Source organism: Collinsella sp. i06-0019-1H4 (assembly GCF_042849575.1).
Lineage (GTDB): Bacteria > Actinomycetota > Coriobacteriia > Coriobacteriales > Coriobacteriaceae > Collinsella.
On record NZ_BAABYB010000001.1, the window covers coordinates 1579552 to 1602441 of the forward strand.

Here is a 22890-nt window from a genome sequence, read left to right on the forward strand (position 1 = left end):
TCATAAGGGGACAAGTCCCCTCGCGGCTTACGCCGCTTCACCCCTAGAGCGACCATTGGCAGAGCGGCGCGAGCCGAAGTTCCACCAAGCAACGCCGGAGCCGTTGAGGCCGCTGACGGACCAAAGGCCAGCAAAGCCCCAGTACCCCAAGGGGCCAAGGGAAAGCCACTCTCTCCAGCCGACGGTAGTGTCCGCGACCTTGTAGTTGCCGTCGCAGATGCCAACCGACGTTGACGCGCCAGTTCCCTGCTGAATCATCAGACCGTTGACCGTCTTGCAGTAAAGACCGTAATTCCATCCCTCGGCTGCTTGTCCGGGAAAAGCCCCAGCAGATAGCGCACTGTCTGGTGAGCTACCGGCCTTCTCGTTCTTAGTGTCCGGGTTCACGTAAACGACCATGCCAGTACCCGTGTACTGGATGAGGACGTTTCCAAGAACCTCATACATGCCGAGACCGAGCTCGATGCCCTGGATAACAAAGGGCTGCTTTGAGTCAGTACAGCTCGTGGGCGATCCGTCTCCCTCGACCGCATCGCAAGCGCCAGCCCTCCACGGGACGGTGCTCAAAAGGTATGTGGTGGCAGTCGTGAAAGGCTTCGCGACGTCGAAGTAGATGGCGGTGTTCGATGCGTCGACATCGACCTTCTTGATAACGGTCGCGGCATCGAACACGTCATAGTTGTAGCCGTTGCCACGGTCGTTCGACGTGCCCGTATGTGTTCCTAGAATCATCGAAGAGCCGATAAGAATCTGATCGGCCTTCCCCTTCGCGACCACGACGCGCGTGGTGTTGCTCTCTGCCACGGTCGGGCTAATCTGTACGTCGTATCCCGTGCAGCCCGCGAACACGCTCTGGCTGTTCTTGGTGGCATACTTCAAGAGGAACATAACCTTGACATACCAGTCATCGGCGGCAGTCTTGAATGAATCACCCGTCGTTGCCGTCTTCATAAGCGAGACGCCGGTATCGTGGCTTACGAAGCACTTCACCTGTGCGCCGCTCACGCTTCGCGGCTTGCCTTCGGCATCGACCGACAGTGCATACTTTGCATACAGCATATAAGGACGCTGCGCACCGTTAGGAAGCAGAGCTGCCGGCTGGCGCTTCATGCCTGGCTGGCGCGTATCGGATACGGTAATGTTGACGGCATCATTCGTCTCGGTTTCCAGCGTGTAGAGAACTGGCGTCATGATCCACGTATCATCCGTGCGCGAGAAGCGCCCGTCACCGTCGATAGCGGTAACGTAAGGCGTGCCATCCGCGTCAACGCCGCCGTTTACCTCGAAGAAGGTAAACGCGCCGTGGTTCACGTAAGGGTCGATAGCGGCGCGACCGATGATTCCGGGCTTTGGGTTGGCGATTCCAGCATTTGCCCCGGTCTTGGTGCAGGCCGTGGCACTTCCCTTGGGGATGCTCACGCCATAATTCTTGCCGTCACGCATCTTCGCAAGCCATGCGGCGATGCTCGCGTTCGTGTAACGTCCAGTCTCGTCATTAAAAATGGGGACTGTCGAAGCCCCCATGGATTCGAGCGCGATTGCCACGCGCTCGAGCGTTTCGTGATCTGCAATGTGGTTTTTGCCCATGCTTAATCCTCCGTATCGACTAGCGAGATGTAATCCGTATCGCCAACGGTGTCGTAGGCAAGATAAATGCGCTTGTCAGGGCTGATCGAGCCGCGAGCTTCCTCAGCTGCCTTACGAGCGTCCGCAGCCGCCTGATCCGCGCTGTCCTTGGATGCTTTCGCCGCATTTGTAGCGGCATTCGCTGCATTGGTTGCGGTATCGGCGTTCGTTTTGGCTGTATTTGCCGCAGAAGCGGCATCCGTGGCGCTCTTTGTCGCGGCGTTCGCCTTGCCCGTCGCGGTGTTGGCGGCGTCCGTGGCGCTCTTGCAGATGTTGACCGCCGCGTTGGCGTTATTCAGTGCCTTGCCCGCGTCGGTGACGGCCTGTTCGCCCTTGGTAGCGGCGGTTTCCCCACGCCTGATAAGGTCATCAATCGCGTTGTCCCAAGACTGCGCTGGTTGCTGACCCTCTTTGGCGCTGCGCAGGATGTCCAGGGCGAATCGCTCCGTCTGTGCAAGGAAATCGTCCTTGACGATTTCGAAATAGGCTTCGTCGGTGTAACCGGGAACGCTTGCGAGCTTGGATTCATCGCAAACGTAGGTGATCGTATTGCCGCTGACCGTGGCGCTGCCACGGTAATAGTGGATTCGGTCTGGCAATCGGGCAACCAAATAGGCACTGTACCCAGACAAAGACAGCTCGCCGCCGTTGTCGTAGATAAGCGCCTTGATGGTTGTTCCGCCGAGCTCGCCTTGCGCGATTCGAATGCAGTTGTTTCCGCATCCGCGTTTGTCGATATCAAGCTCGATGGTCTGTGTGTTCATCGGGCATCACCGTCGACCAACATCCACTCGCACGCCAGAATCTCGTTTCCGGTCATCTTTCCGATTGCATCGGCATAGGCAATTTTGAACAGGTTAGGTCGATGCTTGATGTTTGCGTACATCTCGATCTCGCGGCAGAAAGCCTTGTGCTCGTCTGAACCGATGCGCAGCTGTGTGCGACCGGTGGGAAGCCCGTCATCGCCAAGTTCAGGTTCGCCGTACTGCGCGATAAGTTCATCGCGGCGTTTTAGGTACTCAAGCGCCTCCGCACGCAACACCCTCGTATTGCGTGCCGCGGCATAGCCTACGATGTCGCGGCGGTCAAGAAGCGGCTCGAGCGAAATAAGCATCTGCTCCATCTGGATATTGCTATATTCATCGGGGATGATGTTCTCGATTTCGATGCTCTGCTTGCTTTCCGTAACGCTGGCACCGAGCGCGGTTGCCAGAGATTCGATTCCTTTATCCATTGACCTTCACTTCCTCCACAATCGGTGCCGAATCGTCAAGCGCGGCGATTTCAGCGGCAACGTCTGTGACGCTTTCCTCTACAGTCTTGTATATGGCATAGCCACTCGCAGCGTAGTAATCGAGCATGTGTGGTTGGACGTAAAACGAGATTCCATCCTTCTCAACTCTGAACGTGGTCATTCCATATCTCCTTATAGCGACGTGATCATTAGTCCGTGGTCGAAAGTGATCGTCCAATTTGTCCAAGTCATAGACAGGTTTTGGCAAAGGCCGGACACGTTATACGTTCCGGTCAGTTGAAGATTTGTCCACGAGCTTTTCAGGTTCCCGACGAGTGTGACGCTGCCGCTCATGCCGGTCTTACAGGAGACGTACTCGCCACGGTCTTTGTATTCGCCGACACCGATCCAGTCATCGGTGAGAAGGCAGATGCACCCTTTGCCAGCGAGACGCGCGCCATACACCTTGGACTTGGTGTTGTAGTTGTTGAATCCGACGTAGCCCGTAATGTCCTCAGCTGTGCCGCCGTATAGGTATCCGTTGGCCATTGCTGTGTAGCAGGTGCCGCCGCCCACGCTGAAGCCGTCCGTTCCGATGTACAGGCCAGAGGTATTCGAGTCGAGCGTGAGCTTATATCTATACAATTTGTTTTTGTCGATTGATAGCCCGCCGATGACGCCATAGGTCGTCTGGAAATAGCCGCTCGTCAGATTCCAGTAGTTCTTCCCCTGACCGTCGCCGATTGTTCCGCTCTTGAGGTATGTCGCATTGACGTACAGCTCGCCATTGGACATGTAGATGCCTTTGTTTGCTCCGTCGTTAGTTAGCCGATTGAAGATCTCTTGCTGTTTGAGGCTCTCGTCGAGATTGTCGACAAGTTTCTCCGCATCGGTCTTAGCAACCTCTTGCGCAATCATGCTCGCCGCCTGTCGCGCTACCGCCGAATAGACCGTTACTGCGGATGAGTAGCTTTCATAGGCGCTCTTATAATCCGACATGGCGGCTTTCAGCGCCTCGGCTGTTGAGCAGTTTGTGACATCCGAGATGGCTGACATCAGGACATCGAACGCTCCGCCCTCGCCGAACGCTTTGTTGTACCTCGGCTCTAAGACTTGCGCCTTGAACTGAACCTGCAAGTTTTTGTTTGACGACAGCGATTTGTGTAGCGCAGATAGGTCTTCTTTATCTTTCTGCACGGTCTGGAGAATCTTATTGACGGCAGCTTTCTCCGCCTCGGTGACGATCCCGTCTTTGGCGATGTCGTCAACCGTCTTGTCGAGGGTACTTATCGTCTCGTCGAGTTCCTTATTCCTTGTCTGGAAGTCTTCCCCAAGGGCCTCGATGTGTTTTCCGTTCTGCGTCATGCCGCTGTGCAGGTCTTCGATAACGCCATCGACAGTCCAGCCGCCATCGCCGTATTTGGCATTTGGCGAAAGCTGGAATTCGCCTGTTTCCAAGTCCCAATAGTTCGCGCCCACCTCGTCGGTGAGCAAGCCAGCGCGGATGCGGTCTGCCCGCATCGTTCCGGCGTTGATGCAATCGGCGCTCACCTGTGCGCCGGTTATAAACGTTCGCCAATTCCATTGGCCGTCGCTTGTAAGATTTGCGGCAAGGCGGATGCCCATGCCGTTGATATTGACAGCCCACATGCCGGACGTTGACTTGAGCGGAACGCCAGTCGCGGCATCCAACGGCACGTTGGAGTAGATCACGCCAAGCTCGAACGTCTCGACCTTGTAGGTGCCGACGGCATTGAACGCCTTGTTGAGCGCCGCCATGAGCTGGTTGAGCCACGAGACGGACGTGCCAGCCGCCGCATCGTAGTTAGCCCGCTGATTGCTGCCGCTCTTGATCTGCTGCGCCATTGACTGAAAGATGTCGGCCAGATCATCGGTTAAGTTGCCGAACACCACCGTGGCATCGCCTGTCACCAAGTCGAGGGTCAGCTTCGAGACGCGACCCTTGAGCCTGATTCCCGCAGCGGAGAAGCCCTTGTCGATGATCGCCACGCAATCGCCGACGGCAACGCTTTCCCAATCTCGACCGAAAGCAAATAGGTCGATCACACTCGCTTCATAAGAGACGGACGGCGTTTTGGCTCGCTCAAGGTAGTCGTTCGTCTCGGCAAGAAGCTGCGCCGCGTCCTCGCATTGCTCGTTAATGTAAACGTCCACCGCAGGCGCGATGCCGCCGTTGCCGTCGGGATGCCCCCAAACCTCGGTTGCGGACGCACCCTCGACGTAATCCTTGCCGCCGTTTATATCGCCGAAAGTCAAGCGTCGGCCATAGCCGCCGCCATCCGTTTCAACACCCTTGCCGTAACCGTAAACCCTCGTCTTTGGGTTGGCGCTGCCGGTCTTGCGCTTGATGCTGATCAGGTCTTTAGTCCACGTGAAGCGCTTGGGGCTTTGTTGGTTTCCGCGCTTCGCGACCACGCGCACGTATCGGTGTGTGACCCGCACGCCGTCCGTTACGATGACGGTTTCAATCTCGCCGCCCCATGTTTTGAGCAGATCGCTCAAGCCCTCGCGGACTTTTACGTGATAGAAGGTATGCGAAGCGCTGCCTGGTTGGTCGCAGTTGCCGACTTCCCAACGTGTGCCAGCGAGTATTGAAGCGAGCGCCACGGCCACGCTGCCGGACGGCCGCTTGTCCTCGATATAGTCATCCCACGTCTCGTTGATGGAGTTGATGCACGTTGCACTGGTATAGGGCTTGCCGCTGTCATCGTGCAGCCGCTCGATTTTGTCGACTATGTGCTCGTGCACAACGCCTTGGCGGTCAACCCAGACAAGGTACTCGCCCTTGCCTAAATCCTCGTCGCACCTGATCTTAAGCTCGTCGGTGCCGTCTGTCGCGTCCACATGAGTCGCGGCGGTGTAGGTGAGCCGTCCGAGGTTCGCGCCGAAACGGCTGAAACGGGTGAAGTTGACCTTCTTGGTTAAAGCCATCTTTCCTCCCATTCCAACGTCGCGGAACCGCTAGAGATTTTGATGTGTGCACGGTCTTTAACACTGAAAAAGTCGCTCATGATGTTGAGCTGAGCGACATAGCCGTTAACGGTCACGTGCTCTTTATCGAAATCCATCCGAACCACGCTCGAAGCCGTCAACGGCTGGACAACCTCGACGAACTCGGCGGTGTCGGTGTTGGTGATGCGCCAAGAGCTGCAAGCGCCGGGCTTGGCCGTCACGGTGAGCGCCGCAGGCAGCGTGCCGCCGACAGCGAACGATGCCGCGCCGCTCACGTCCATCCGGCGATGCTGGCCGTAATAGTCGGGGTCGCCGATGTGGAACGTAACGGTTGCCTGCGGGCAATCGTCGGTGATCTCGTCAAGGTCGGTTGCGCCGCTAACGATTGCCATCAAATAACGCGTAGGGTCATCGGGCAGATAAAGCGGCGCTGGCTCGTCAGACCAGAGCAGCGCCGCCAGCTCATGGCGTGCCTTTGCGACCTCGCGCCGGTGCTCGGTGCGAATCCACATGTCAATCTGCAAATCGTAACCGGCGCGACGAGCGTTCTTGAAGTATTCGCCGTGCCGTCCGGGCGCATCCTCGAAGCTCGCCGAAACGTCCGCCATGATTGGGCGGCGCACCTTACAGTAGACGAGCTTCGACAGGTCGTGCCCGTTGAAGACAATGCTGTCGCTTTGGTTTCGCTTACGCTTAAACTCCAACGGGCACCCCCTTCTGCTTTAACCTGCTGGCAATACCAGCGCCGATCTGCTGACCGGTCGTATACGCGTCCATGCTGTTTGCAACGGTAGCGTTGACGGTCACGTTCACCTGGGCTCCGCCACCGAAGCCGCCGCTTAGGCGGTCGAGCACGCGAGAAATACCCGCCTCGACGCTCTCTCTGACGCTTGTGCGCAGCTTTGTATCGGGCGTGACGTGCTCAAGTCCAGCTTCGCCAACGCCAATGATTGAAGGCTTGTCGAACGATGCGCCCTTTGCATACCAGTTGACGCTGATGGACGGCAGTTCCACAACGCCACCGATGTCACGCCAGCTGACGTGGAAATGCGGCAAGCTGATATGCGGCAAACTGATGCGAATCCCGCTGAACGCCCCCTGAATCCTGCCGGGGATGCTGCTGACAAAGTTCCAGGCATCATTGATCGGCGAAGTGATATTGCTCTTGATGTTCGAGAAAACGCCAGCGACCTTGCTGCCAAGCCCCGGGAAGCCAAGCTTCTCACCGATGGCGTTTCCGGCGTTTATCGCATTATCCTTCGCATTATTCATCTTCGTCTGGATGTTGCTTTGGATAGCCTGGAAGGCAATACCGGCCTGCGACTTCGCAGCGTCCCAATCACCGTTCATGGCAGCTTTAAGGGCATTTGAAGCCGAAGAACCGACAATTTTTCCGGTGTTCATATCTGTTTGGATTGAATCCCTGATAGCGCCGAATTTTTCAGATGCTCCGGATTTCAGATTCTCCCAAGCATCGGACGCGTTGGCCTTCAAGCCCTCCCAAGCATCGGACGCGCCTTGCCTTATGCCTTCGAACTTTTCCGAAAGGCCGTTCTTGACCTCTTCGGCCTTTCCGGTTATCCCGTCCCAAATCCCAGACCAGAATTCCGGCACGCCTGCGAAGAAATCCTGCACGTCCTGCCATTTTTCTGAAATCCAGCCAGTGAAGTCAGACCAGAGCTGTTTACCAGTCTCGGTCTGCGTGAAGAACCACGTAAGGCCAGCGACGGCAGCGGCAACCGCAGCCACGCCAAGCAAGATTGGGTTTGCGGCGATCAATCCGGTGAACGATGTCCACCCTGTAGAGAGCTTGCCGCCAAGGGTAGATGCCAAGCCGCCCGCTTTCTCGGCGATGCCGCCGAAGCCCGTTGCAGCCGTGCTTATAGCGCCGCCGCCCTCGCCGAACTTGCCTGCGAGGGAAGCGAAGCCACCGGCAACGTCCTTGAACGTCTGGCCGATCTCGATGCCCTTTTGGAGCGTCTTGCCGATGCCCGTTGTGAGCCCGCCGAACGCGACCGTCCCCAAAACGACGTTTGTTGCCATGTCCTGCTGCTCTGGCGTTAGGGACTTGTACCAGTCGCTAACGCCCTCGAGCGCCGGCGTTACCTTCTCAAGCAGGGTCGTTCCAAGCTCGAGCGCCTTTTCCTTGAAGGGCATGGCCGCTTCGCCGGCTTCGGCCATCTTCTGGTTTAGCTCGGCCTGCGCTTCGCGCGTGTCGAGCATCGTCTTATTAGTCTCTTGGTACGTCTCGCCAATGTTGCCGTAAAGGCCATCGAGCGTCTGCGTGATAAGCGAGGAACGCTCCTGCTCGTCACCGCAGGCGGCAAGCGCCGCATTGAAAGCGTCCTCTTTGGTAGCGCCCTGAGCGATCTGGTCGTTGAAAGCCTGCTGTGCCGCATGGTTGCCGGAGAGTGCTGCGCTCCACTGCTCGTTGCTTGCCGTTGCCCAGTTGAGGGCATCGGCAAGACCGCCGGTGACGGTGCCGGTGTGCGCCGTCTCCTGCGATGCTTCCACGAGGTTTTCGAGCGGCAATGCATCGCCGAACTTGGAGAACGAGCCTGCGGCGATGTTGCTCCACTTGTCCAGTTCCTGCTGGTTAGTGGTCAAGCGTGACAGGTTCTGTGCGGCTTCGGTCGCGGTGTCCTCTTCGCCAAGTAGCTTATAAAACAGGGTATAGGAGCTTCGCGCCTGCTCGGACGTGCCGCCTGCATCCCTCCAGGCAGCGTCCAGCTGATGCGTCTGCTCGATCTGCTCTTCCTGGCTGCTGGCAAGCCCGACAAGCGCAGTGGCGGTGCCGGTGACGGCACCGGTAATCGTCTTTCCGGCAGTCTCTAGACCCTTGCCGGCCTTTTCCAGCTTATCGCTGTTGTCCTGAATTGTCTGACCGAACTGGTAAAGGCTGCTCTTCGATGCCTGGGCTTCGCGGCTGACGCTTTTCAAATCGTCGGAATAGCTCTCGAGCTGGTTCTCGCAAATGGCAATCTGAGCCTTAAGGCTCGAGTACTGCGCTTCCTCGCGCTCGGTGAGTGCCGCGCCGCTCCGCTTCTTTTCATCAAGTGTCGCGAGCGCTGCTTTATATGCATCGAGCTTCGTTTTCGTCTCGCCGTATGCTCGATTGAGAAGTTTTTCCTTCTCTACGAGCAAATCCGTGTTGCCGGGATCGAATTTCAGGGCGCGATTGATGTCCTTCAACGCGCCCTGCGTATCCTTCGCCGTGCTCTGCACGCTCTTCAATGCGCCCTGCAACTCGGTCGTATCTCCGCCGAACTTGATAGTCAGACCTTTGTACGTGACAGCCACGGTTCCACCTCTTTTCAGTTGTCAATGAAAGAAATGAGCGCACAGAACAGCGCACCGCATAGGTGCGCTGGCGCTTTACGCTCACAGTCCAGACCAGAAGGCCGCTTCGCCCTGCCGCGCCTGCTCGTCATCCTCGGCATACGCCACGGCATCGTTGACGAAGCTGTATATATCAATAAGATTTTGCACTTGCGCATAAGACAGCGTGTGCAGGTCTTGGATGCTCAATCCAGCCTGCTGGCAAGAATAGATATAGAGTGTGTCGCAGCTACTCTCCAGCTCCGGCGGAAGCGGCGGCATCTGATGCTTCGGCGGTCGCGGCTTCCACGTCCGCTTTTGCGTTCGGAAAAAAGTTGTCCTTGATGATCTGCATCACGTCAGATGCCCAACCGCCTTCGCGCTCAAGGTCGAATTCCGATTGCGGGAAGCCGCAAACCCAATCCTCAAAGGACTTGCCAAGATCTGTCTTCTCCTTTGCCGTGGCGTTGTACGTCTTCGCGCAGGCGTAGAAAATCTCAAGCAGTGGCACGATAGGCGGAATATTCGACGCTGCCGAGACATCAAGAACAACGGAAATGGCTTCGTTGATGTCCTTGGGGCGGCGGCTCCCGTCCTTGCGCTCAACGAAGAACTCGCGCGAGTACACAATAGGTGTAAAGGCGTTGCAAGCGACGGGATACTCAACTCCGCCTACCTCGATGATCCCGCCGTCCATTACGCGACCTCGCTAACAGTCTTGGGCGTGACGGCAGTATCTACCTCTTCGAAGAATTTGTCGTAACCGTCAATATCGCCATATGTGTCGATGTAGCTGCCGCGCCAGCCGCTCGGCAGCTTGACGGGGCGGAACGTAAGCGCGTAATCAAGCTGCGTGATGTCGGGCTTCTCTTCAAGCGTCTTGGCATCGATAGAGATGGGCTTACTGGTGCACTTGTAGATGCATCGACGCCTTCCGACGGCGTGGCCTGGCTGCTCGAACAAGAGCGCAAACGGTTTAGGAGGCTTGCCCGACGTTGCCAGCACGCGGCCTTTCTGGTCGATGTCGAATCCGTTGATGTCGGCCATAAGCTCGCGCAGCTCCGGTGTGCTCTCGATGTCGTAGAGCGACCACGTGACGGAACCGCCGTTGTCCTGGTACTTGTCCAACCACGGCTCGTTGTCACCGTAGCTCGTTGCCTGCTCAATGGACGGATCGACCTTGATTTCGACCGTGCCGGGGATGTGGACAGGCTTCTCATATTTAAACGTATCCTCGTCGGTAAAACGCGCGATGTGCGCGTTCTTAACGCCGAAAAATCCATTTCGCGCCATGTCGGCTCCTTTCATCATTCGGTAACGTCGATTTCGTAAGCCGTCTCAACCAGCTCGTCACCGTCAAGCGGCGTTACCGTCTTGTTGTAGTTAAACTCTGCGACATCGAGCGCCGCTTCGAATCGCTTCTCAAGCTCGTAGTCGCGCTCTCGAACGTAAAGCGCCACATCGTAGGGCATCCAGCGGCACCATCCCACGTTGTCGGCGCTCACGCCATCGCCGTAACCGGCTTCGATGTCGATATACGGAGGTGTGGGAAACTCTCCATCGCGGAAACCGCCGTTAGCCCACGGCAGGCCGAATGCATCAAGAAGCTGTGCCAGGTCTTTAAGGCTGTTCATTACGCCCCCTTTGAGAACTCAGCAGCAACTTCCCTGTAAACGCCTTCGATAACGTGATCGCCTTCGACCCTGCCCGGATAGCTTCCGTGCTGGTTTTTGATAACGTGGCCGTTCTCAAGCAAATGCGTAAGCTGATACTGCCTGTTGTGAACAACGCAGGTGGTGCCAGTCGCTTCGCTCTTAACGTCGGCAGACCATCCCCTTGCATAGCTTCCGCCGTGGCGCTTCTTCTTCCGGCTTCGCTCTTTCAGAAGGCGAACCGCCTTGCTGCCAGCGGCCTTGACGTTGCCCTGCAAGACCTCTTCGTTGTCCTCGATAACCTCTTCGATGCTGTTGACGATAATCGATTCAAGCTGGTCAATCTTTATCCCGCTCACCGGTTGCCTACTTTCTCGACCAGCGTAAGCCGCACATTGTCGACGTTCGCCACAACCGCCGAATCGACGGCGTAGCGGATACCGCCGAACTCGCAGAGCCTTTCACCGCTGTATGCGCACGCGCGTACCGTGATGACGGCCTGCGGCTTAACTCCGGCCTGCGCGGCGGTGTAATACGCCGTCTGGCTGATGCCGTACACGTTGCACGGCACACGGCGGCACCGCTCCTTTTTGTGCGATACTCCCAGCTCGTCACGCTCGGATACCGTGGCGATCAGCGTACAGATGCCAGCCCACCCGCTCATGCGACATCGCCGCCGTTGTAAGCAGAATCACCGCTCATGCTCGTGAGCATGGTTTCGAACGACTTCATGAAGCGCTCGGCGTCCGGATTGTCCATGCCGAAGTTCGCCTTGACGTAAACCTTTATCGCAAGTCGAACGCGCCCGTCCGAATCGTCGTGCGCCTTGGCATCCGCCACGCCGCCCGCCACCAACTCGGCGCGGGCGGCTTCAATAACGTCCGAGATCTCTTCGTCATAGTCGTTGACGAAAGCCGGGATGCGAAGCGCGGCGCGGCACGCATCCAGCAGCTTTTCTTTAGCTTTTACGGCCATACCGCGCCACCTCCTTAAGCAGACTTGATGGTGAGCTGCGCGAAGGCTTCCGGCACGGCAAGCACGCCGTCAAACAGAACGTAACCGTCGAAGCAGCGCTTCTGGGTGCGAGGCTGGACGTAAGGCGTCACATCCGGGCCATCAAAGATATTGCCCTTGAAGAGGTCGGGGAAACCAGCCTTGATAACGCCATCGGCAATGGAATCGTCCTGCTTGACCACCTTGCCGAAGATGCGACCCTGAACGATCGGGTCATCGGTCGCTTCGTTGACGAAGTAAGAACGACCAGTTGTGTCCTCGATCATGGCAATTTGATTCCAAATGGTGCTGTTGTTGGCGTAGATGATAATTCCCTTTGCGGCGGCGTTGCCGTAGGTTCGAAGCAGGCTGAGCATCTTAACCATATCGGCCTTGGTAAGGCTCTTTGCCGCTGCGGTCTGAATCTTGTTCGCCGCTGCCATGCCGTATTTGGCATCGCCAAGCTTCTCATGGGCAAAGGCGTTGCACGCGACAGAAAGTCGCGCAGAGACCTCGGTAATGATGTACTGCTCGAAGCCGGAAAGAGACTGCGTTGCCATCTTGCGGGACATCTCGACAGTCTTCTTGATCTCCTCACCCACAAGCGGAACGTTGTCGAAATCATTCTGCTCGACGTCGGTTGGCGCTTCTCCCTCTTTGGTCTTGGCCGCGTCGCCTGCGGTAATGGACTTGTGACGCGGGAACTCGACCTGACCGGACATGTTCGTTCGGCTGATGTCACCGAAGAAAACTGCGGTGTTGTCGATGAGGGAAATGATCTCTTTCTGCACGGCAACGGGAACGAGGGATTCGGTGTTGGCCGTGGTCATGGTGAACTCGGCTCGCTGCTCGATTGCGTGTCGCTGAGCCGCACGCTCGGCATCGGTAAGCGCGGTGCCGCCGACAAGCTGGATGCCGGAACGCTCGGCAAGGCCCTTGACCCACGCGCGGCGCTCGGCTGCGTCATAGTCGGTCACATCGTAGACAGCGCCGGAAGCGCCAGTGACGTTGGCGGAACGCGCCAGCGGCACGGAATCCACGCGCTGTGCGCGGCCTGCGTCGATGGCGGCACGGGCATTCGCGACGGCGGCGTTGCGTGCCTGCGCCGCCTGTGCGGTCTGGGCGGTGCGCTCGTTAATCTGGTCGGTCAGCTCTGCCATGCGGGCTGCATCCTCTTCCGTCGGTTCAGTACCGTCAGAATACTGGTCGACAAGCGCTTGCAGGTCGTTAAGAAGTTCCTCAAGTGTCATTGCTAGTTACCTTTCTTCGCATTGGTAATTGCCAGGCACGCTTTTGCTCGAAGCAACGCGCCCTTCCTTCGCGCAAACTCCTTGCGCGACTGCTCAATCACTCCGTTGAGCAGGTTTCTTGCACTTATTTCGGTGTTCGGGTCAGCAGGAAGGCTGACTGCGGACACGTCATAAATCTTCTTGACGCGCGTGATTGTCGTGGTATGCGTGTCTCGGTCGTACTCGGACGCGCCGATGGTGAACGCCCACGACATGCGCGTAACAAGGCCGTTATCGATTTCCTCGAATCGGTTTCGGGCGGCTTCTGATTTCGAGAGGTCTGCGGCCATAAAAAGCCCGTGCTCATCGGGCTCGACGATGAGCGTTCCGTTCGACTGGCGCGCCAAAACGTCGCCCACATGGTCAAACTGCATGATGATGTCGCTCATGTCTGTATCGACGAATGCGTCTGGGCTGATGACTTCGCGGTACTCGATACCGTCCCAAGGGTCTTCATATAGGACATATGGGTCATTGAATGTCGAAGCGTATCCCTCGACGTAGTAGTCGGATTCGATGCGCTTCTCGCGGCCTTCGCCGCCGTCAAGGCTTCTCAGGACCACCGACATCTGGCGGTACTGGCGCTCATTCGGTTTCGCCGGCATCGGCATCACCACCCTTTCCATCGATTTTGTCGATATTCGCGTTCGTCTCGGCGGCCTTCGCCGCCTGATCTGTTGTGTGCTCGCTGATCAAGTCCAGGTCAATGTACTCACCGCGAATTACGTGACGCTCGCCGCCGGGGTAAGACGGTGACTGGAACACCTCTGCAACCTGATTGCCACACCAAATCCCTCGGTCGAACAGCGCCGTCGAAACGTTGAGCTTCGTTTGGTTGCTCGCGAACTCAAGGCGATTTGCACTGAACATAATCGAGTTGCCATGTGCAATCTCGTTCGGTGTGAACGTCATCGCCGTGAGTACGTACCCGAGCTGGATAGCGAAGACCTCAGTACGTCCCTCATAAAACGCGTTGTACGTGTCCTCGTCGGCTCGGTTCATAACGATGTCTTCGCTCGATCCGAAGAAACGATAGGCCGCTTTTTCTATGCGCTCCATTTGTGCGGCGTCAACGGTGTAGTTCTGTGGCGCAATCTGCTTAACCTCTTGATACTTGTTGTCGTAAACGACGATGCCGCCCGCGTTCGACGCTCCCAACTGCTCGTTGAAGTCCTTGGCAGACTTCTTCGTGTCTTCCGGGTTTCGGTTTTGCGAAAGCTTGCCGATGAAGCGCACCGCCGCGCCCTGCTCGATAGCTGTTTTCTCGGCTTCCTCTTGAGCGTGAATCAAGTCAAGCGTCGGATTGAGCACGTTGGTACCGTCTCCGAACAAATCGCTCTTGAACTGATGCCGCGTCATAACGCCGATGCGCGACCACTCAATCAAGGTCTTATCGCCGCCGGGAAAACGGAGCTCAAGCCACAAAGCGCCGTCAACGTCGTAGGCTTCGCACTGACTTGGCAGCACTGGGTAATAGCCAACGGACGTGATTCCGTCCCCGCCGTCAACAGGGACGATCAGGCACGTGTCGCAAACGTCAAGTATCGTTGAGACGCGATGCAAAAATTGCGGCACGGTCATCCACGGGTTCGGTTGCCACTGCAAAGAGCGCGTCCATTGCGGTTGCGCCGTGCCAGAAATCTCGGGACGGAGCTTTGAAGCATGGTCGGCGTTTCGCTCGATTATGGAGCGCGTCAGCTCGGCTTCGTAGATACCGCCAGACCACGACGTGAAACGCGGCGAGTACGCCGTGAACGTCTGAAAATAGCCATCGACTGCCTGCATGATAGGCTTATGAAACACGGCATCGAACATCGAGCGGAAAAGCGTTGGTTTTCGCACGTTTTAACCTCCAATCATGCTTTGGTAGTCATCCATCATGTCTCTGAGTACAACGAATGCATCACACTCAGCCGCCCAAGCATCAATGCGATTGCGCGGGTCTTGGTTCATTTTGTTGGGCGAAATGTTGCCGTTCGCGTCGTTTCTGATCATCACGTTGGAGCGGCACCATTCCGCTATAGGGTTCTGGTTATCGACGATGCGGTTTTCCTTGTAGAGCGCTCGAAGCTCCTTCATTGGCATTGACAAGGTTTGCGCGCCCTGTATTACCTTTTTGAAGTTATCGGCTCCGAAATAGCCCTCGTACGCTTCGACAGTCGGAACATCTCGCATATGCCACGGGTCATAGCCGCATGCGACAGAGTAGATGCCGTACTTTTCCTGAACCTCCGTGACCCAATCCAACACGTCGCGCTTGTCAATGATCGGCGTTGCCGACGTTCTGAGCAGCCCGCGGGCAATCCAGGCATCGTAGGGTACGCCGTCTCGACCTCCACGCCGCCCCTCGGCTTCCGCCTGCTCCAAGGCGCGAAGCGGAATCCACGCCATGTGCATTGCGTATATATGCTCGTCGTTCGGGCGCATCATAAGCAGGCACGCCGCCGTTAGGTCGGTCGTATCCGAAGCGTCCACGCCGAGAATTGCGTAAGAAAAAGACCCATCGGATGGGTCGAACGTGGCTTCGTTGTGTATCTCAGACCATTTGAGCCAGGCTTGGCTCTGGTTCTCAATGAGGTTGAAGTCCTTTACCAGAAGCGTCGGCAAAAATGTCGGGTCATCGATTGCCTTGGAGACGTTTTCCCTGAGCGATTTCAGAGACTTGATTGTTCCAAGCCCGGGATTCGCCTTAATCCAGCACTTCTCGTCCTTCCATTCCTCGCGCTCGTCAAGCTCGAAAATGAAAGCGATGAAATGCTCGGCTTTTTCTCCAGATGCTTCGCCGTTCAGCCATTTGGTGGCGTATTCGTACTGCGCGTCGAAAATGCCGCCGCGCACGAATCCGTTGGTCGTGATCTCCAAAACAAGCGGTTGCCTACGGGCGGAAATGCCCTGAATCGTCAGGTCGTAGAGGTCGCGGTTTCGCATGGCTGCGAGCTCGTCAACGATAGCGCCTGAGATGTCCAAGCCGTCAAGATGATTCGTGTTGGCGGAAAGCGCCTTGATTGACCCCATGTTGAGGCCGCAGTAAAGGTCGCTCACACGCTTTCGCACGTGCTTTTCCAGCGCCGGTGAGGTCATCACCATTCGCCAGGCGTTGTTGAAGCCCTTCGCCGCCTGATTGTGAGCCGTAGCCACGTTGTAGACTTCCGGCGCACCCTCGTCATCGTTAATGAGCAAGTCAAGCTCGATAGCCGACGCAAGTGCGGTCTTGCCGTTCTTTCGCCCCATAATCCAAAGGACTTCGCGGTATTGGCGCAAGCCCTCGGCATCCACGAAACCGAAGATTACGGAAAGGATGGCCAACTGGAAAAGCTCAAGCTTGAACTTGCGTCCAAGCTTTCCGCTCGGAAGTCGGCAAAACGTCTCGATGAAGGTGACGTGCTTTGCCGCAAATTCCTCGCGGTAATGGTACGGATAGAGCGGATCGGTGTTGTCCAGGTCGCGCAGCACGCGCTCCGCGAGCTGATGCATCTTCTCGCAAGCAGTGATCTCACCGTTGATGATGCCACCGAAGTAGCTTCGTATCGCCTGCTCGCAGCGACCAGTGCCGCTTCGCTTCTTAGCCGCCGAAGCGCGTTTCATTGAGGTAGTCAATGAGCGCATCGCCTGCGGTGCTGCCGGACGGCATCATGTCGGTGAGCTGTTTGATGCCGCGCGAGAAGGTTGTAAACAACTTGTTGTAGGCGCTGAAACCCGGATGCTCTCGCAAGCCGGATTGACCGCCGCCGTTGTCATATTCGGTGAAGATGCTCTCGTACATCAGCTCGCGGCGGGCTTCGTCAAGCTTGACCTTCAAGAACGCGATGTTCGACATCAGCGGAAGCACGGCGCTTCGCTTCTCGTCTGGTATCGCGTCCTTGGTGAGCCGTTGGAGCTTTTTCAGCTCGCTTTGGTATCGGCTCTCGATGGAAGCGGTGCGCTTCTTCGGGGGACTTTCCGTGGCTTTGGGCAAAAGGTCGTTACTTTCGCACACTTTTCGCCTTCCCACAAGACCACCCCCGTTCTGAAACCCGTCACACGCAAATTTCTATCTTCCGGCGTTGGTGCCCTATGCTGGGTGCCTTGGTTTTAGACCGGGGGGATAGCTCGAAGCTGTGACCTGCTGTTTTGTCTGTCATTTTGTTTGACTGTGCGCTTGTGCTCAGTCTGTGTTTTCGTCTGTCAGCGAAATCAAGTTGCCGTCCTCGTCAAAGCGCAGCCCTTGCCTTGTGCTGCCCTGCCTTGCCCAGCCGTGCACCTTCTTGTGGCAGAGGTCGCACAGGCTTACAAGGTTGCGAGTGTCGGTCGCTATGTTCGGATCGCTGATGTTCGATGGTGTTAGCTCGATGATGTGATGCACCATCGTTGCCGGTGTTGCGATGCCAGCCTTAAGGCAGTGCTGGCAAAGATAGGCGTCGCGCTGCAATGCGAGCTCTCGCGCCTGTTCCCAATCCTTGGAATGGTAGAACCGATACGAGAAGCCCTTTGCCATTGCGCGACCCCCAACAAAAAAGGGACGCGACCCAAGGCCGTGTCCCTTTCTGATAATCCACCGTACTGAAATGTAGCACAAACTGAAAAGTGATGACAAGTACCAATCTCAAATATCTTTGAGCGCGGCAAAGCCCACCTCGTCGATATAGCGGAACCCAACGTTACAAAGCTCCCTGCACCATTGGCGCGAGCACTGCATCACATCGGCTATCTCGTCCCATGGCATCGCTTGGAGATAGGCCATGCACAGCGCGTCGGCGTATCGGTTGCCCTTGAGCTTAGCCAAGCCGCCGCGATTGTCAGCACCGTATAGCAGCACGCACGCTTCGTCCACCTCGGATTGGCTGTCCGCGATCCTCCTTTCCAACCTCCCCTCAAAGTCGATACGCCCGTTAATCGCATCCATAGGGTCTGAGCCGCCACCGCCGCCGCCCGTGCTGTAGCTCTGCGCCTTGGCTCCCTCGCGAGCCTTAAGGCGGGCTAGCATCTCCTTTGCGTGCTCGATGCTAGCCACCTCGTCACGGATGCGCTCGAAGTATTCCTTGGCATCCACAAGGCATCAACCCTAGTCGATGCCCGTAGAGCCGAAGCCGTCTGTACCGCGCTCGGTGTCGGTCAGGCTATCGACCCCGACAAGATCACACGGCACGAACGGGACAACGACCATCTGGCACACGCGCGTACCCTTGGGAAGAAACACGGTGTCACAGCTGAGATTGACCAGCGGTGCATGCACCTCGCCACGGTATCCGCTGTCGATGACGCCTACGCTGTTGCGCAGCGTCACGCCGTAGTGAGCGCCAAGGCCGGAGCGCGGGAAGACCAAGCCGACACAACCGCTCGGAATCTCGCAGGCAAAGCCAAGTCCGCAGACAGCGCTTGCGTTTGGCTCAAGCCTTACATCCTCGGTGATGCAAAGGTTGAAGTCTGCATCGCCATCGTGCGCGTATGTCGGCATGGACGTTCCGTCAGCCAGGCAAACGTTCATCTTTCGTCCGTACATGTCAGCTCCTTAGAAGGGAATATCTTCGTCGTACACATCTGGGTAGGTCGCAGCCTGCGGCGCCGCCGCTGGTTACTGCGACTGTCGATGCGAGGTCATGATTGCCACGTTGTCAACGATGACCTCGAGCTTGCGATAGCGCTTGCCGTCCTTCTCCCACACGTTCTGATGCAGGTGCCCAAGGATGGCTAGGCGTGCGCCCTTCATCAAAAGGCCGTTGTTAAACATCGCTTCGCCACGCTTGCCGTACATCACGCAGTCGACCCAACTGGTCACGTCCTTATAGCTACCGTCCTGCTGCTTGCGGCTCTTGTTCACTGCTAGTGAAAAGCTCGTTACCGCAAGGCCGCTGTTGGTGTACCTAACCTCTGCATCTTGCCCAAGGTTGCCACTCAAGGTGACGCTGTTAAGGCTGTCACTCACAGTTACCACCCCTCACGATTGCCAATGCGATATAGGTCATGATCACCATCGCGGTTGCGAGCAATGGGAAGAGCCACGAGAACAGACAACCAGTTATGACGCTTATGAGCAGTTCCATAAGGCAAAAACAAAGAAAGACGATGATGCAGCCCAACAACACTATGAGCACCGCTACAAGCACACCCAGCCTCTTGATTCGTCGGCGTGCTCGCTCACTCGACCTACTCACGGCATCCACCCCCAAGAGCCTTGATAAGTCCCTCGCGCTGGATGTACCCAAGTCCCTTCACTCGGCGGGTCGCGCTGATGTGCAGGCTCTTCATGAGCTTCTGGGTTCGTGGCGCGGCAAAACCGGGCATCGACCTAATCAATGATTCGACACGCATGCCCGATGCAGCCTGGTCTCCACTGTCCGCCAACTCAAAGAGCCGCTCAATCGACATGATGCCGTACTTCAGCTTGACCTTGTAATCAGCTCGCTTGCACCTGATCTGCATCCCCTTATCGAGGGCTGCACGCCGCTGTTCGGCAGTCAATTTCGGTACCATTTTCAGTATCTCCTGATTCTTACTTGGAATACGGCGGCTAACCGTTCCCAAACCATCGGTTTTGCTTTCTGACCTCTCGTTTTCGTGTCGTGACGCAAATGGCCGAGGTCTTGCCATTTACACACCGTTTACACTCCGTCCTCAAGCTGCTTGGCAAAGTTGTTGAACGCCTGAGCCGCCGCCTGGTCGCGCCCCGGCAGAAGGTGCGCGTAGAGTTTCAGCGTTGTCGCTTCGTTCGAGTGTCCCAATCGATCTGCGAGCGTCTTGAGGTCAACGCCGTTCGCCAGGCACCACGTGGCGTGCGTATGGCGCAACGAGTGGAACACGTACGTCCTCGGCATGCCCACACGGTCGCGAGCGCGGCTGAAAGCCTTTGAGACGGTCGTAGGGCGCATGTAAGAGCCGTCTATGCTCACCAGTGGCGAATCGGGCGTAAAAGCGTCTGAAATCGAATCCTGTTGCGCGAGATAGGCTTTTATCAGCTCCCACTCTTCGTCGATTAGTGCCACAGGCCGCGTCTTCTTGTTCTTGGTCACGTTGGAGCGAATAACGCCACCGCCCGGAACCTCGATGACCGTTCCACTCACGAGGATGAACCCCTGCGCCTTGTGGAGGTCGCGCCGTCTAACGGCACACACCTCGCCGATGCGCATCCCCGTGTGTAGTGCAAGCCAAGCTGCGAAAGCGTAGGCTGATTGGCGCATGAAGCGCTTCTCGGGCGCCTCAAGGTTGAGCTTTTCGGAGACCATGGCATCGAGTGCCCTGTAATCCCATTCGTCGATGCTCACGGCTTCATGGCGTTCCTCTGGCGGCTTTGTGACCATAAGCATTGGGTTGTTCTCGCAGATGCCGATGCGCACCCAAAAGTTGTATGCGCCGCGCAAAAAGTGGTGAACACTGATGATCGTGTTGCACGAAAGACCTTGACCGCCGTTCTTCTTGCTCACGCCAAGCCTCGTCTCGAAGTCGTTCAGCTCAATGGCGGTAAGGTCGCGAGCGACTTTGCCTTTAAGGTACTTGCCCACGTAGGTTCGTGTGAAAAACGTCCACCTCTTCACGGTGTTAATGGCTGCGCCCTTGACCTTCCGCTGCTCGATGTACTCCCAAAGCAGGTCGACTATCAGCGTGCTCTTGACCTTGCCGTCAAAGGTCAGGTGCGAAGCCCAGGCATCAGCCAAAGCCTGCGCTTCATCGCGCGTCCTAGCATCCGGGAAACTACGGCGTGGCCGTATCTGCCGCCCGTCCGGTGCCTTGCCAAGATACGGCTGCGCGTACCACACGCCCTTTGGGTCGCGCTTGACCTCAACGCCCATGGCGACGCTTCAATTCACGCACAACGTCGATAACGCTGCCCGACATGTCGCGAATCTCGTGGATGCAGTCTTTGCAAATGTCGAACTCGATAAGCTCGCCCTTGTCAAAGGCATGCACCCTTGCGAATTCGTTAATGTTGGTGCAGTCTGCTTCCTTCCCGCACCCGTCGCAGCAGCCGGAAATCTTAATCATCGTCCCGCTCCTTTCCAGCCGCTTTCTTCGCCTTGTGCATGTTAATCTTTGCCGCGTAAATGAAGTAGATGCACACGATCAGCAGGAAGCAGGAGAAGGCCAGGAACCCATATCCAGCTCCGAAGATGAAGCCAATGGCGATACTGGCAACCAGCATCGCAAACGGGACGATCAGCAGGGCGCACCCAACCAGCATCGACGATGCCTCTTCATACTCTTCCTTGGTCTTAAATTCTTTCATTGCTTTCCTCCAAATTTCGGTGAATCACTTCGATTGCGTCGGTGACGCAATCGCACCAGCAAATAAGATCGTCGTAATCGACCCGCGCTCCATCGTGTCCGCGCTTCTCGCACGTTGTAATGCGCCGGCTCATGTCCTGCGATACGGCACACAGGTTCTCGAGGGTCTTGCGGTCGCTCCTAATCGTCATCGTCGGTCACCCACACATCGCGGTGATACTCCCGCATGAACTCGTCGAAATCCCATTCGATGTCTTCGCTCTCCAAGCCTTGCCAGCTCCAAAACTCACTGACATATGGCTGGCAGCGCGGACATGCGTAGCGCTTCCAGAACAGACGCATCCAAAGGCCGCTTTCCATGAGCACGCCACGTGTTCCTACTGGAATCGTCTTGCCGCAGTACGCGCACTGATGCGCCTTACGGACAGTGACGATCTTGGGCGCGGCGTAGAAGTCACCGCCGCTCATGACGCGCCGCCTTCCAGCGTCTCAAGCATGTTCTCGATGCATTCATGCGCCTTCTTGAGGTCTTCGATGCCGTTCTTGGACTTCCAGCGCCACAGGTACTTGAAGGCGCATCCCTGCATATAGGACACGTATTCATCGGTTCCGAGCATCGATTCCATTGCCTGCTTGCACTCGATGCCGGTATGCCCCGCGTAATGCGCTGGCTTGGTCACAGGGTCGAACCCCGTATCGACCGTTGAGGTCATCTTCTCGACAACCTGCGAAGCACTGAGCTCAACAGGCTCAGTCAGATCACCTACACGCTTAACGTAAGAGCTCATTGCCATCACTCCTTCGAAACCAGCTTCGACAACTCGTCAAAATCGACCGTATGGAGCAGCTTTATCAGCTGCGCGACCTCTGGTGAGCGCCAAGCGTGCATGCCGAACGTATGCGCCCCTGTCGAGTAGTGGTAGTAATTGGCCTTAAGGTGCTCTTCCGCTTCGCGAAGCGTGAGAAACATGGTGTCCGGGACAATTGCCCACAGCTTCGTAAGGAACACGCAACCAAGCGCGTTGTTTTCGGCGTATTCCTTGATTACACCCTTAGAGATGCTGATGCCCATATTCGTGAAACGTGCCCGAATGCATCCGTCATCGTCAAGATCAAGCCAGTTGTCTTCAAGCCATTCTTTGGCGTGCTCTTCGCCGCCCATATCAAGCTCGTCCTTGTAGGCTCGCGATACCGCTTCCCCTAGGCCAATGATCTCACCTTCGCCATCTTCAAAAAGCTCAACGGCTTCGATGTCATCACCATCTGTTGCTTCGCGATACTCGTAGTCACGAATGACCCAAAAACGTGGGTCAGCCGTTGCCAATGTCGGCTGATTGTTCAGCTCATGCTGTAGCTCTTTGAGAAAAACGAGATCGTCTTGCGTAAGGCTACGCTTGACGTAAGCGCGGTCTTCGCGATCAACCGATGCTGTCATTTCTCTTCACCTCCTTCTCGTTCTTCTTCGTCTCCCTGCACTTCCAGCAGGCTTCGCTGTCCTTGATGAACCAGTCCAAATTCCGTTCGATGCCGCAGTAAGGACACGTGTGCTTTCGGACTTTGTTGACATAGCTCCCGTAAGGCATCGCCAACGCTCCTTTGTTGAAAACTT

Annotated in this window: 30 protein-coding genes; all 30 read right to left on the minus strand. The window is 56.7% G+C overall.

Annotated elements, in window-relative coordinates; all coding sequences use genetic code 11:
- Positions 1-27: 27 nt before the first annotated feature.
- The 30 genes from ACGHEN_RS06945 to ACGHEN_RS07090 all read right to left on the minus strand — a co-directional run bounded on the left by ACGHEN_RS06945 (position 28) and on the right by ACGHEN_RS07090 (position 22716).
- Positions 28-1587: a hypothetical protein gene (locus ACGHEN_RS06945; protein WP_390398348.1), complete on the minus strand. Its 1560-nt coding sequence runs from the start codon at positions 1585-1587 to the stop codon at positions 28-30.
- A 2-nt stretch (positions 1588-1589) separates the two neighbouring features.
- Complete coding sequence (locus ACGHEN_RS06950) at positions 1590-2390, minus strand: BppU family phage baseplate upper protein (protein WP_390398350.1); 801 nt, start codon at positions 2388-2390, stop codon at positions 1590-1592.
- On the minus strand, positions 2387-2860 hold the full coding sequence (locus ACGHEN_RS06955) for a hypothetical protein (protein WP_390398352.1): 474 nt from the start codon (positions 2858-2860) through the stop codon (positions 2387-2389). The genes ACGHEN_RS06950 and ACGHEN_RS06955 overlap by 4 nt, the downstream gene beginning before the upstream one ends.
- Positions 2853-3041, minus strand: coding sequence for a hypothetical protein (locus ACGHEN_RS06960; RefSeq protein ID WP_343006884.1), 189 nt, complete (start codon positions 3039-3041; stop codon positions 2853-2855). Before ACGHEN_RS06960 ends, ACGHEN_RS06955 begins: the two co-directional genes overlap by 8 nt.
- 11 nt (positions 3042-3052) lie before the next feature.
- Positions 3053-5812 carry a phage tail spike protein gene (locus tag ACGHEN_RS06965; protein ID WP_390398354.1) on the minus strand — a complete coding sequence of 920 codons (2760 nt, stop codon included), beginning with the start codon at positions 5810-5812 and terminating at the stop codon, positions 3053-3055.
- Positions 5803-6537, minus strand: coding sequence for a distal tail protein Dit (locus ACGHEN_RS06970; RefSeq protein ID WP_390398356.1), 735 nt, complete (start codon positions 6535-6537; stop codon positions 5803-5805). Before ACGHEN_RS06970 ends, ACGHEN_RS06965 begins: the two co-directional genes overlap by 10 nt.
- Positions 6527-9133: a hypothetical protein gene (locus ACGHEN_RS06975; protein WP_390398358.1), complete on the minus strand. Its 2607-nt coding sequence runs from the start codon at positions 9131-9133 to the stop codon at positions 6527-6529. Before ACGHEN_RS06975 ends, ACGHEN_RS06970 begins: the two co-directional genes overlap by 11 nt.
- An 81-nt stretch (positions 9134-9214) precedes the next feature.
- Entirely contained in the window at positions 9215-9361 is a 147-nt protein-coding gene (locus ACGHEN_RS06980; protein WP_390398360.1) for a hypothetical protein, read from the minus strand.
- 40 nt (positions 9362-9401) lie between these two features.
- On the minus strand, positions 9402-9848 hold the full coding sequence (locus ACGHEN_RS06985; RefSeq protein WP_390398362.1) for a hypothetical protein: 447 nt from the start codon (positions 9846-9848) through the stop codon (positions 9402-9404).
- Entirely contained in the window at positions 9848-10444 is a 597-nt protein-coding gene (locus ACGHEN_RS06990; RefSeq protein ID WP_390398365.1) for a major tail protein, read from the minus strand. Before ACGHEN_RS06990 ends, ACGHEN_RS06985 begins: the two co-directional genes overlap by 1 nt.
- Positions 10445-10458: 14 nt before the next feature.
- On the minus strand, positions 10459-10785 hold the full coding sequence (locus ACGHEN_RS06995; protein WP_390398367.1) for a hypothetical protein: 327 nt from the start codon (positions 10783-10785) through the stop codon (positions 10459-10461).
- The gene (locus tag ACGHEN_RS07000) at positions 10785-11162 is read right to left on the minus strand and encodes a hypothetical protein (RefSeq protein WP_390398370.1); all 378 of its coding nucleotides are present in this window, start codon (positions 11160-11162) and stop codon (positions 10785-10787) included. Before ACGHEN_RS07000 ends, ACGHEN_RS06995 begins: the two co-directional genes overlap by 1 nt.
- On the minus strand, positions 11159-11467 hold the full coding sequence (locus ACGHEN_RS07005) for a hypothetical protein (RefSeq protein ID WP_390398373.1): 309 nt from the start codon (positions 11465-11467) through the stop codon (positions 11159-11161). Before ACGHEN_RS07005 ends, ACGHEN_RS07000 begins: the two co-directional genes overlap by 4 nt.
- On the minus strand, positions 11464-11778 hold the full coding sequence (locus ACGHEN_RS07010) for a hypothetical protein (protein WP_390398376.1): 315 nt from the start codon (positions 11776-11778) through the stop codon (positions 11464-11466). The genes ACGHEN_RS07005 and ACGHEN_RS07010 overlap by 4 nt, the downstream gene beginning before the upstream one ends.
- A 14-nt stretch (positions 11779-11792) precedes the next feature.
- On the minus strand, positions 11793-13046 hold the full coding sequence (locus ACGHEN_RS07015) for a phage major capsid protein (protein ID WP_390398379.1): 1254 nt from the start codon (positions 13044-13046) through the stop codon (positions 11793-11795).
- A 2-nt stretch (positions 13047-13048) separates the two neighbouring features.
- On the minus strand, positions 13049-13696 hold the full coding sequence (locus ACGHEN_RS07020) for an HK97 family phage prohead protease (protein WP_390398382.1): 648 nt from the start codon (positions 13694-13696) through the stop codon (positions 13049-13051).
- Positions 13671-14927 carry a phage portal protein gene (locus tag ACGHEN_RS07025; RefSeq protein WP_390398385.1) on the minus strand — a complete coding sequence of 419 codons (1257 nt, stop codon included), beginning with the start codon at positions 14925-14927 and terminating at the stop codon, positions 13671-13673. Before ACGHEN_RS07025 ends, ACGHEN_RS07020 begins: the two co-directional genes overlap by 26 nt.
- Before the next feature lie 3 nt (positions 14928-14930).
- Positions 14931-16538 (minus strand): terminase large subunit, encoded by a 1608-nt coding sequence (locus ACGHEN_RS07030; protein ID WP_390398388.1) that lies wholly within the window; start codon positions 16536-16538, stop codon positions 14931-14933.
- Between the two features lie 109 nt (positions 16539-16647).
- A complete protein-coding gene (locus ACGHEN_RS07035) occupies positions 16648-17061 on the minus strand; it encodes a hypothetical protein (protein ID WP_390398390.1) in 414 nt (137 codons plus the stop codon).
- 168 nt (positions 17062-17229) lie between these two features.
- Positions 17230-17559 (minus strand): HNH endonuclease, encoded by a 330-nt coding sequence (locus ACGHEN_RS07040; protein WP_390398393.1) that lies wholly within the window; start codon positions 17557-17559, stop codon positions 17230-17232.
- Between the two features lie 108 nt (positions 17560-17667).
- The gene (locus tag ACGHEN_RS07045; RefSeq protein WP_390398395.1) at positions 17668-18114 is read right to left on the minus strand and encodes a hypothetical protein; all 447 of its coding nucleotides are present in this window, start codon (positions 18112-18114) and stop codon (positions 17668-17670) included.
- Between the two features lie 12 nt (positions 18115-18126).
- Positions 18127-18564: a dUTP diphosphatase gene (gene dut / locus ACGHEN_RS07050; RefSeq protein WP_390398398.1), complete on the minus strand. Its 438-nt coding sequence runs from the start codon at positions 18562-18564 to the stop codon at positions 18127-18129.
- Positions 18565-18636: 72 nt separating this feature from the next.
- Complete coding sequence (locus ACGHEN_RS07055; protein ID WP_390398401.1) at positions 18637-18987, minus strand: single-stranded DNA-binding protein; 351 nt, start codon at positions 18985-18987, stop codon at positions 18637-18639.
- 221 nt (positions 18988-19208) lie between these two features.
- A complete protein-coding gene (gene mihF, locus ACGHEN_RS07060) occupies positions 19209-19535 on the minus strand; it encodes an integration host factor, actinobacterial type (protein WP_390398403.1) in 327 nt (108 codons plus the stop codon).
- A 128-nt stretch (positions 19536-19663) separates the two neighbouring features.
- Positions 19664-20713 carry a tyrosine-type recombinase/integrase gene (locus ACGHEN_RS07065; RefSeq protein ID WP_390398406.1) on the minus strand — a complete coding sequence of 350 codons (1050 nt, stop codon included), beginning with the start codon at positions 20711-20713 and terminating at the stop codon, positions 19664-19666.
- Between the two features lie 124 nt (positions 20714-20837).
- Positions 20838-21041, minus strand: coding sequence for a hypothetical protein (locus tag ACGHEN_RS07070; RefSeq protein WP_390398409.1), 204 nt, complete (start codon positions 21039-21041; stop codon positions 20838-20840).
- Positions 21034-21282, minus strand: a complete 249-nt coding sequence (locus ACGHEN_RS07075; RefSeq protein ID WP_390398412.1) for a hypothetical protein — start codon at positions 21280-21282, stop codon at positions 21034-21036. The genes ACGHEN_RS07070 and ACGHEN_RS07075 overlap by 8 nt, the downstream gene beginning before the upstream one ends.
- Positions 21283-21461: 179 nt before the next feature.
- Entirely contained in the window at positions 21462-21749 is a 288-nt protein-coding gene (locus tag ACGHEN_RS07080; protein WP_390398415.1) for a hypothetical protein, read from the minus strand.
- Positions 21746-22069, minus strand: coding sequence for a DUF3310 domain-containing protein (locus tag ACGHEN_RS07085; RefSeq protein WP_390398416.1), 324 nt, complete (start codon positions 22067-22069; stop codon positions 21746-21748). Before ACGHEN_RS07085 ends, ACGHEN_RS07080 begins: the two co-directional genes overlap by 4 nt.
- A 5-nt stretch (positions 22070-22074) precedes the next feature.
- Positions 22075-22716 carry a hypothetical protein gene (locus tag ACGHEN_RS07090; RefSeq protein ID WP_390398419.1) on the minus strand — a complete coding sequence of 214 codons (642 nt, stop codon included), beginning with the start codon at positions 22714-22716 and terminating at the stop codon, positions 22075-22077.
- Positions 22717-22890 lie beyond the last annotated feature (174 nt).

What these genes read in the sequence shown, in the direction of transcription:
- ACGHEN_RS06945 (WP_390398348.1), bottom strand. Translation starts at nt 1,587, where the DNA reads ATGGGCAAAAACCACATTGCAGATCACGAAACGCTCGAGCGCGTGGCA.
- ACGHEN_RS06950 (WP_390398350.1), bottom strand. Translation starts at nt 2,390, where the DNA reads ATGAACACACAGACCATCGAGCTTGATATCGACAAACGCGGATGCGGA.
- ACGHEN_RS06955 (WP_390398352.1), bottom strand. Translation starts at nt 2,860, where the DNA reads ATGGATAAAGGAATCGAATCTCTGGCAACCGCGCTCGGTGCCAGCGTT.
- ACGHEN_RS06960 (WP_343006884.1), bottom strand. Translation starts at nt 3,041, where the DNA reads ATGACCACGTTCAGAGTTGAGAAGGATGGAATCTCGTTTTACGTCCAA.
- ACGHEN_RS06965 (WP_390398354.1), bottom strand. Translation starts at nt 5,812, where the DNA reads ATGGCTTTAACCAAGAAGGTCAACTTCACCCGTTTCAGCCGTTTCGGC.
- ACGHEN_RS06985 (WP_390398362.1), bottom strand. Translation starts at nt 9,848, where the DNA reads ATGGACGGCGGGATCATCGAGGTAGGCGGAGTTGAGTATCCCGTCGCT.
- ACGHEN_RS06990 (WP_390398365.1), bottom strand. Translation starts at nt 10,444, where the DNA reads ATGGCGCGAAATGGATTTTTCGGCGTTAAGAACGCGCACATCGCGCGT.
- ACGHEN_RS06995 (WP_390398367.1), bottom strand. Translation starts at nt 10,785, where the DNA reads ATGAACAGCCTTAAAGACCTGGCACAGCTTCTTGATGCATTCGGCCTG.
- ACGHEN_RS07005 (WP_390398373.1), bottom strand. Translation starts at nt 11,467, where the DNA reads ATGAGCGGGTGGGCTGGCATCTGTACGCTGATCGCCACGGTATCCGAG.
- ACGHEN_RS07010 (WP_390398376.1), bottom strand. Translation starts at nt 11,778, where the DNA reads ATGGCCGTAAAAGCTAAAGAAAAGCTGCTGGATGCGTGCCGCGCCGCG.
- ACGHEN_RS07015 (WP_390398379.1), bottom strand. Translation starts at nt 13,046, where the DNA reads ATGACACTTGAGGAACTTCTTAACGACCTGCAAGCGCTTGTCGACCAG.
- ACGHEN_RS07020 (WP_390398382.1), bottom strand. Translation starts at nt 13,696, where the DNA reads ATGCCGATGCCGGCGAAACCGAATGAGCGCCAGTACCGCCAGATGTCG.
- ACGHEN_RS07040 (WP_390398393.1), bottom strand. Translation starts at nt 17,559, where the DNA reads ATGGCAAAGGGCTTCTCGTATCGGTTCTACCATTCCAAGGATTGGGAA.
- dut (WP_390398398.1), bottom strand. Translation starts at nt 18,564, where the DNA reads ATGTACGGACGAAAGATGAACGTTTGCCTGGCTGACGGAACGTCCATG.
- mihF (WP_390398403.1), bottom strand. Translation starts at nt 19,535, where the DNA reads ATGGTACCGAAATTGACTGCCGAACAGCGGCGTGCAGCCCTCGATAAG.
- ACGHEN_RS07070 (WP_390398409.1), bottom strand. Translation starts at nt 21,041, where the DNA reads ATGATTAAGATTTCCGGCTGCTGCGACGGGTGCGGGAAGGAAGCAGAC.
- ACGHEN_RS07075 (WP_390398412.1), bottom strand. Translation starts at nt 21,282, where the DNA reads ATGAAAGAATTTAAGACCAAGGAAGAGTATGAAGAGGCATCGTCGATG.
- ACGHEN_RS07080 (WP_390398415.1), bottom strand. Translation starts at nt 21,749, where the DNA reads ATGAGCGGCGGTGACTTCTACGCCGCGCCCAAGATCGTCACTGTCCGT.
- ACGHEN_RS07085 (WP_390398416.1), bottom strand. Translation starts at nt 22,069, where the DNA reads ATGAGCTCTTACGTTAAGCGTGTAGGTGATCTGACTGAGCCTGTTGAG.
- ACGHEN_RS07090 (WP_390398419.1), bottom strand. Translation starts at nt 22,716, where the DNA reads ATGACAGCATCGGTTGATCGCGAAGACCGCGCTTACGTCAAGCGTAGC.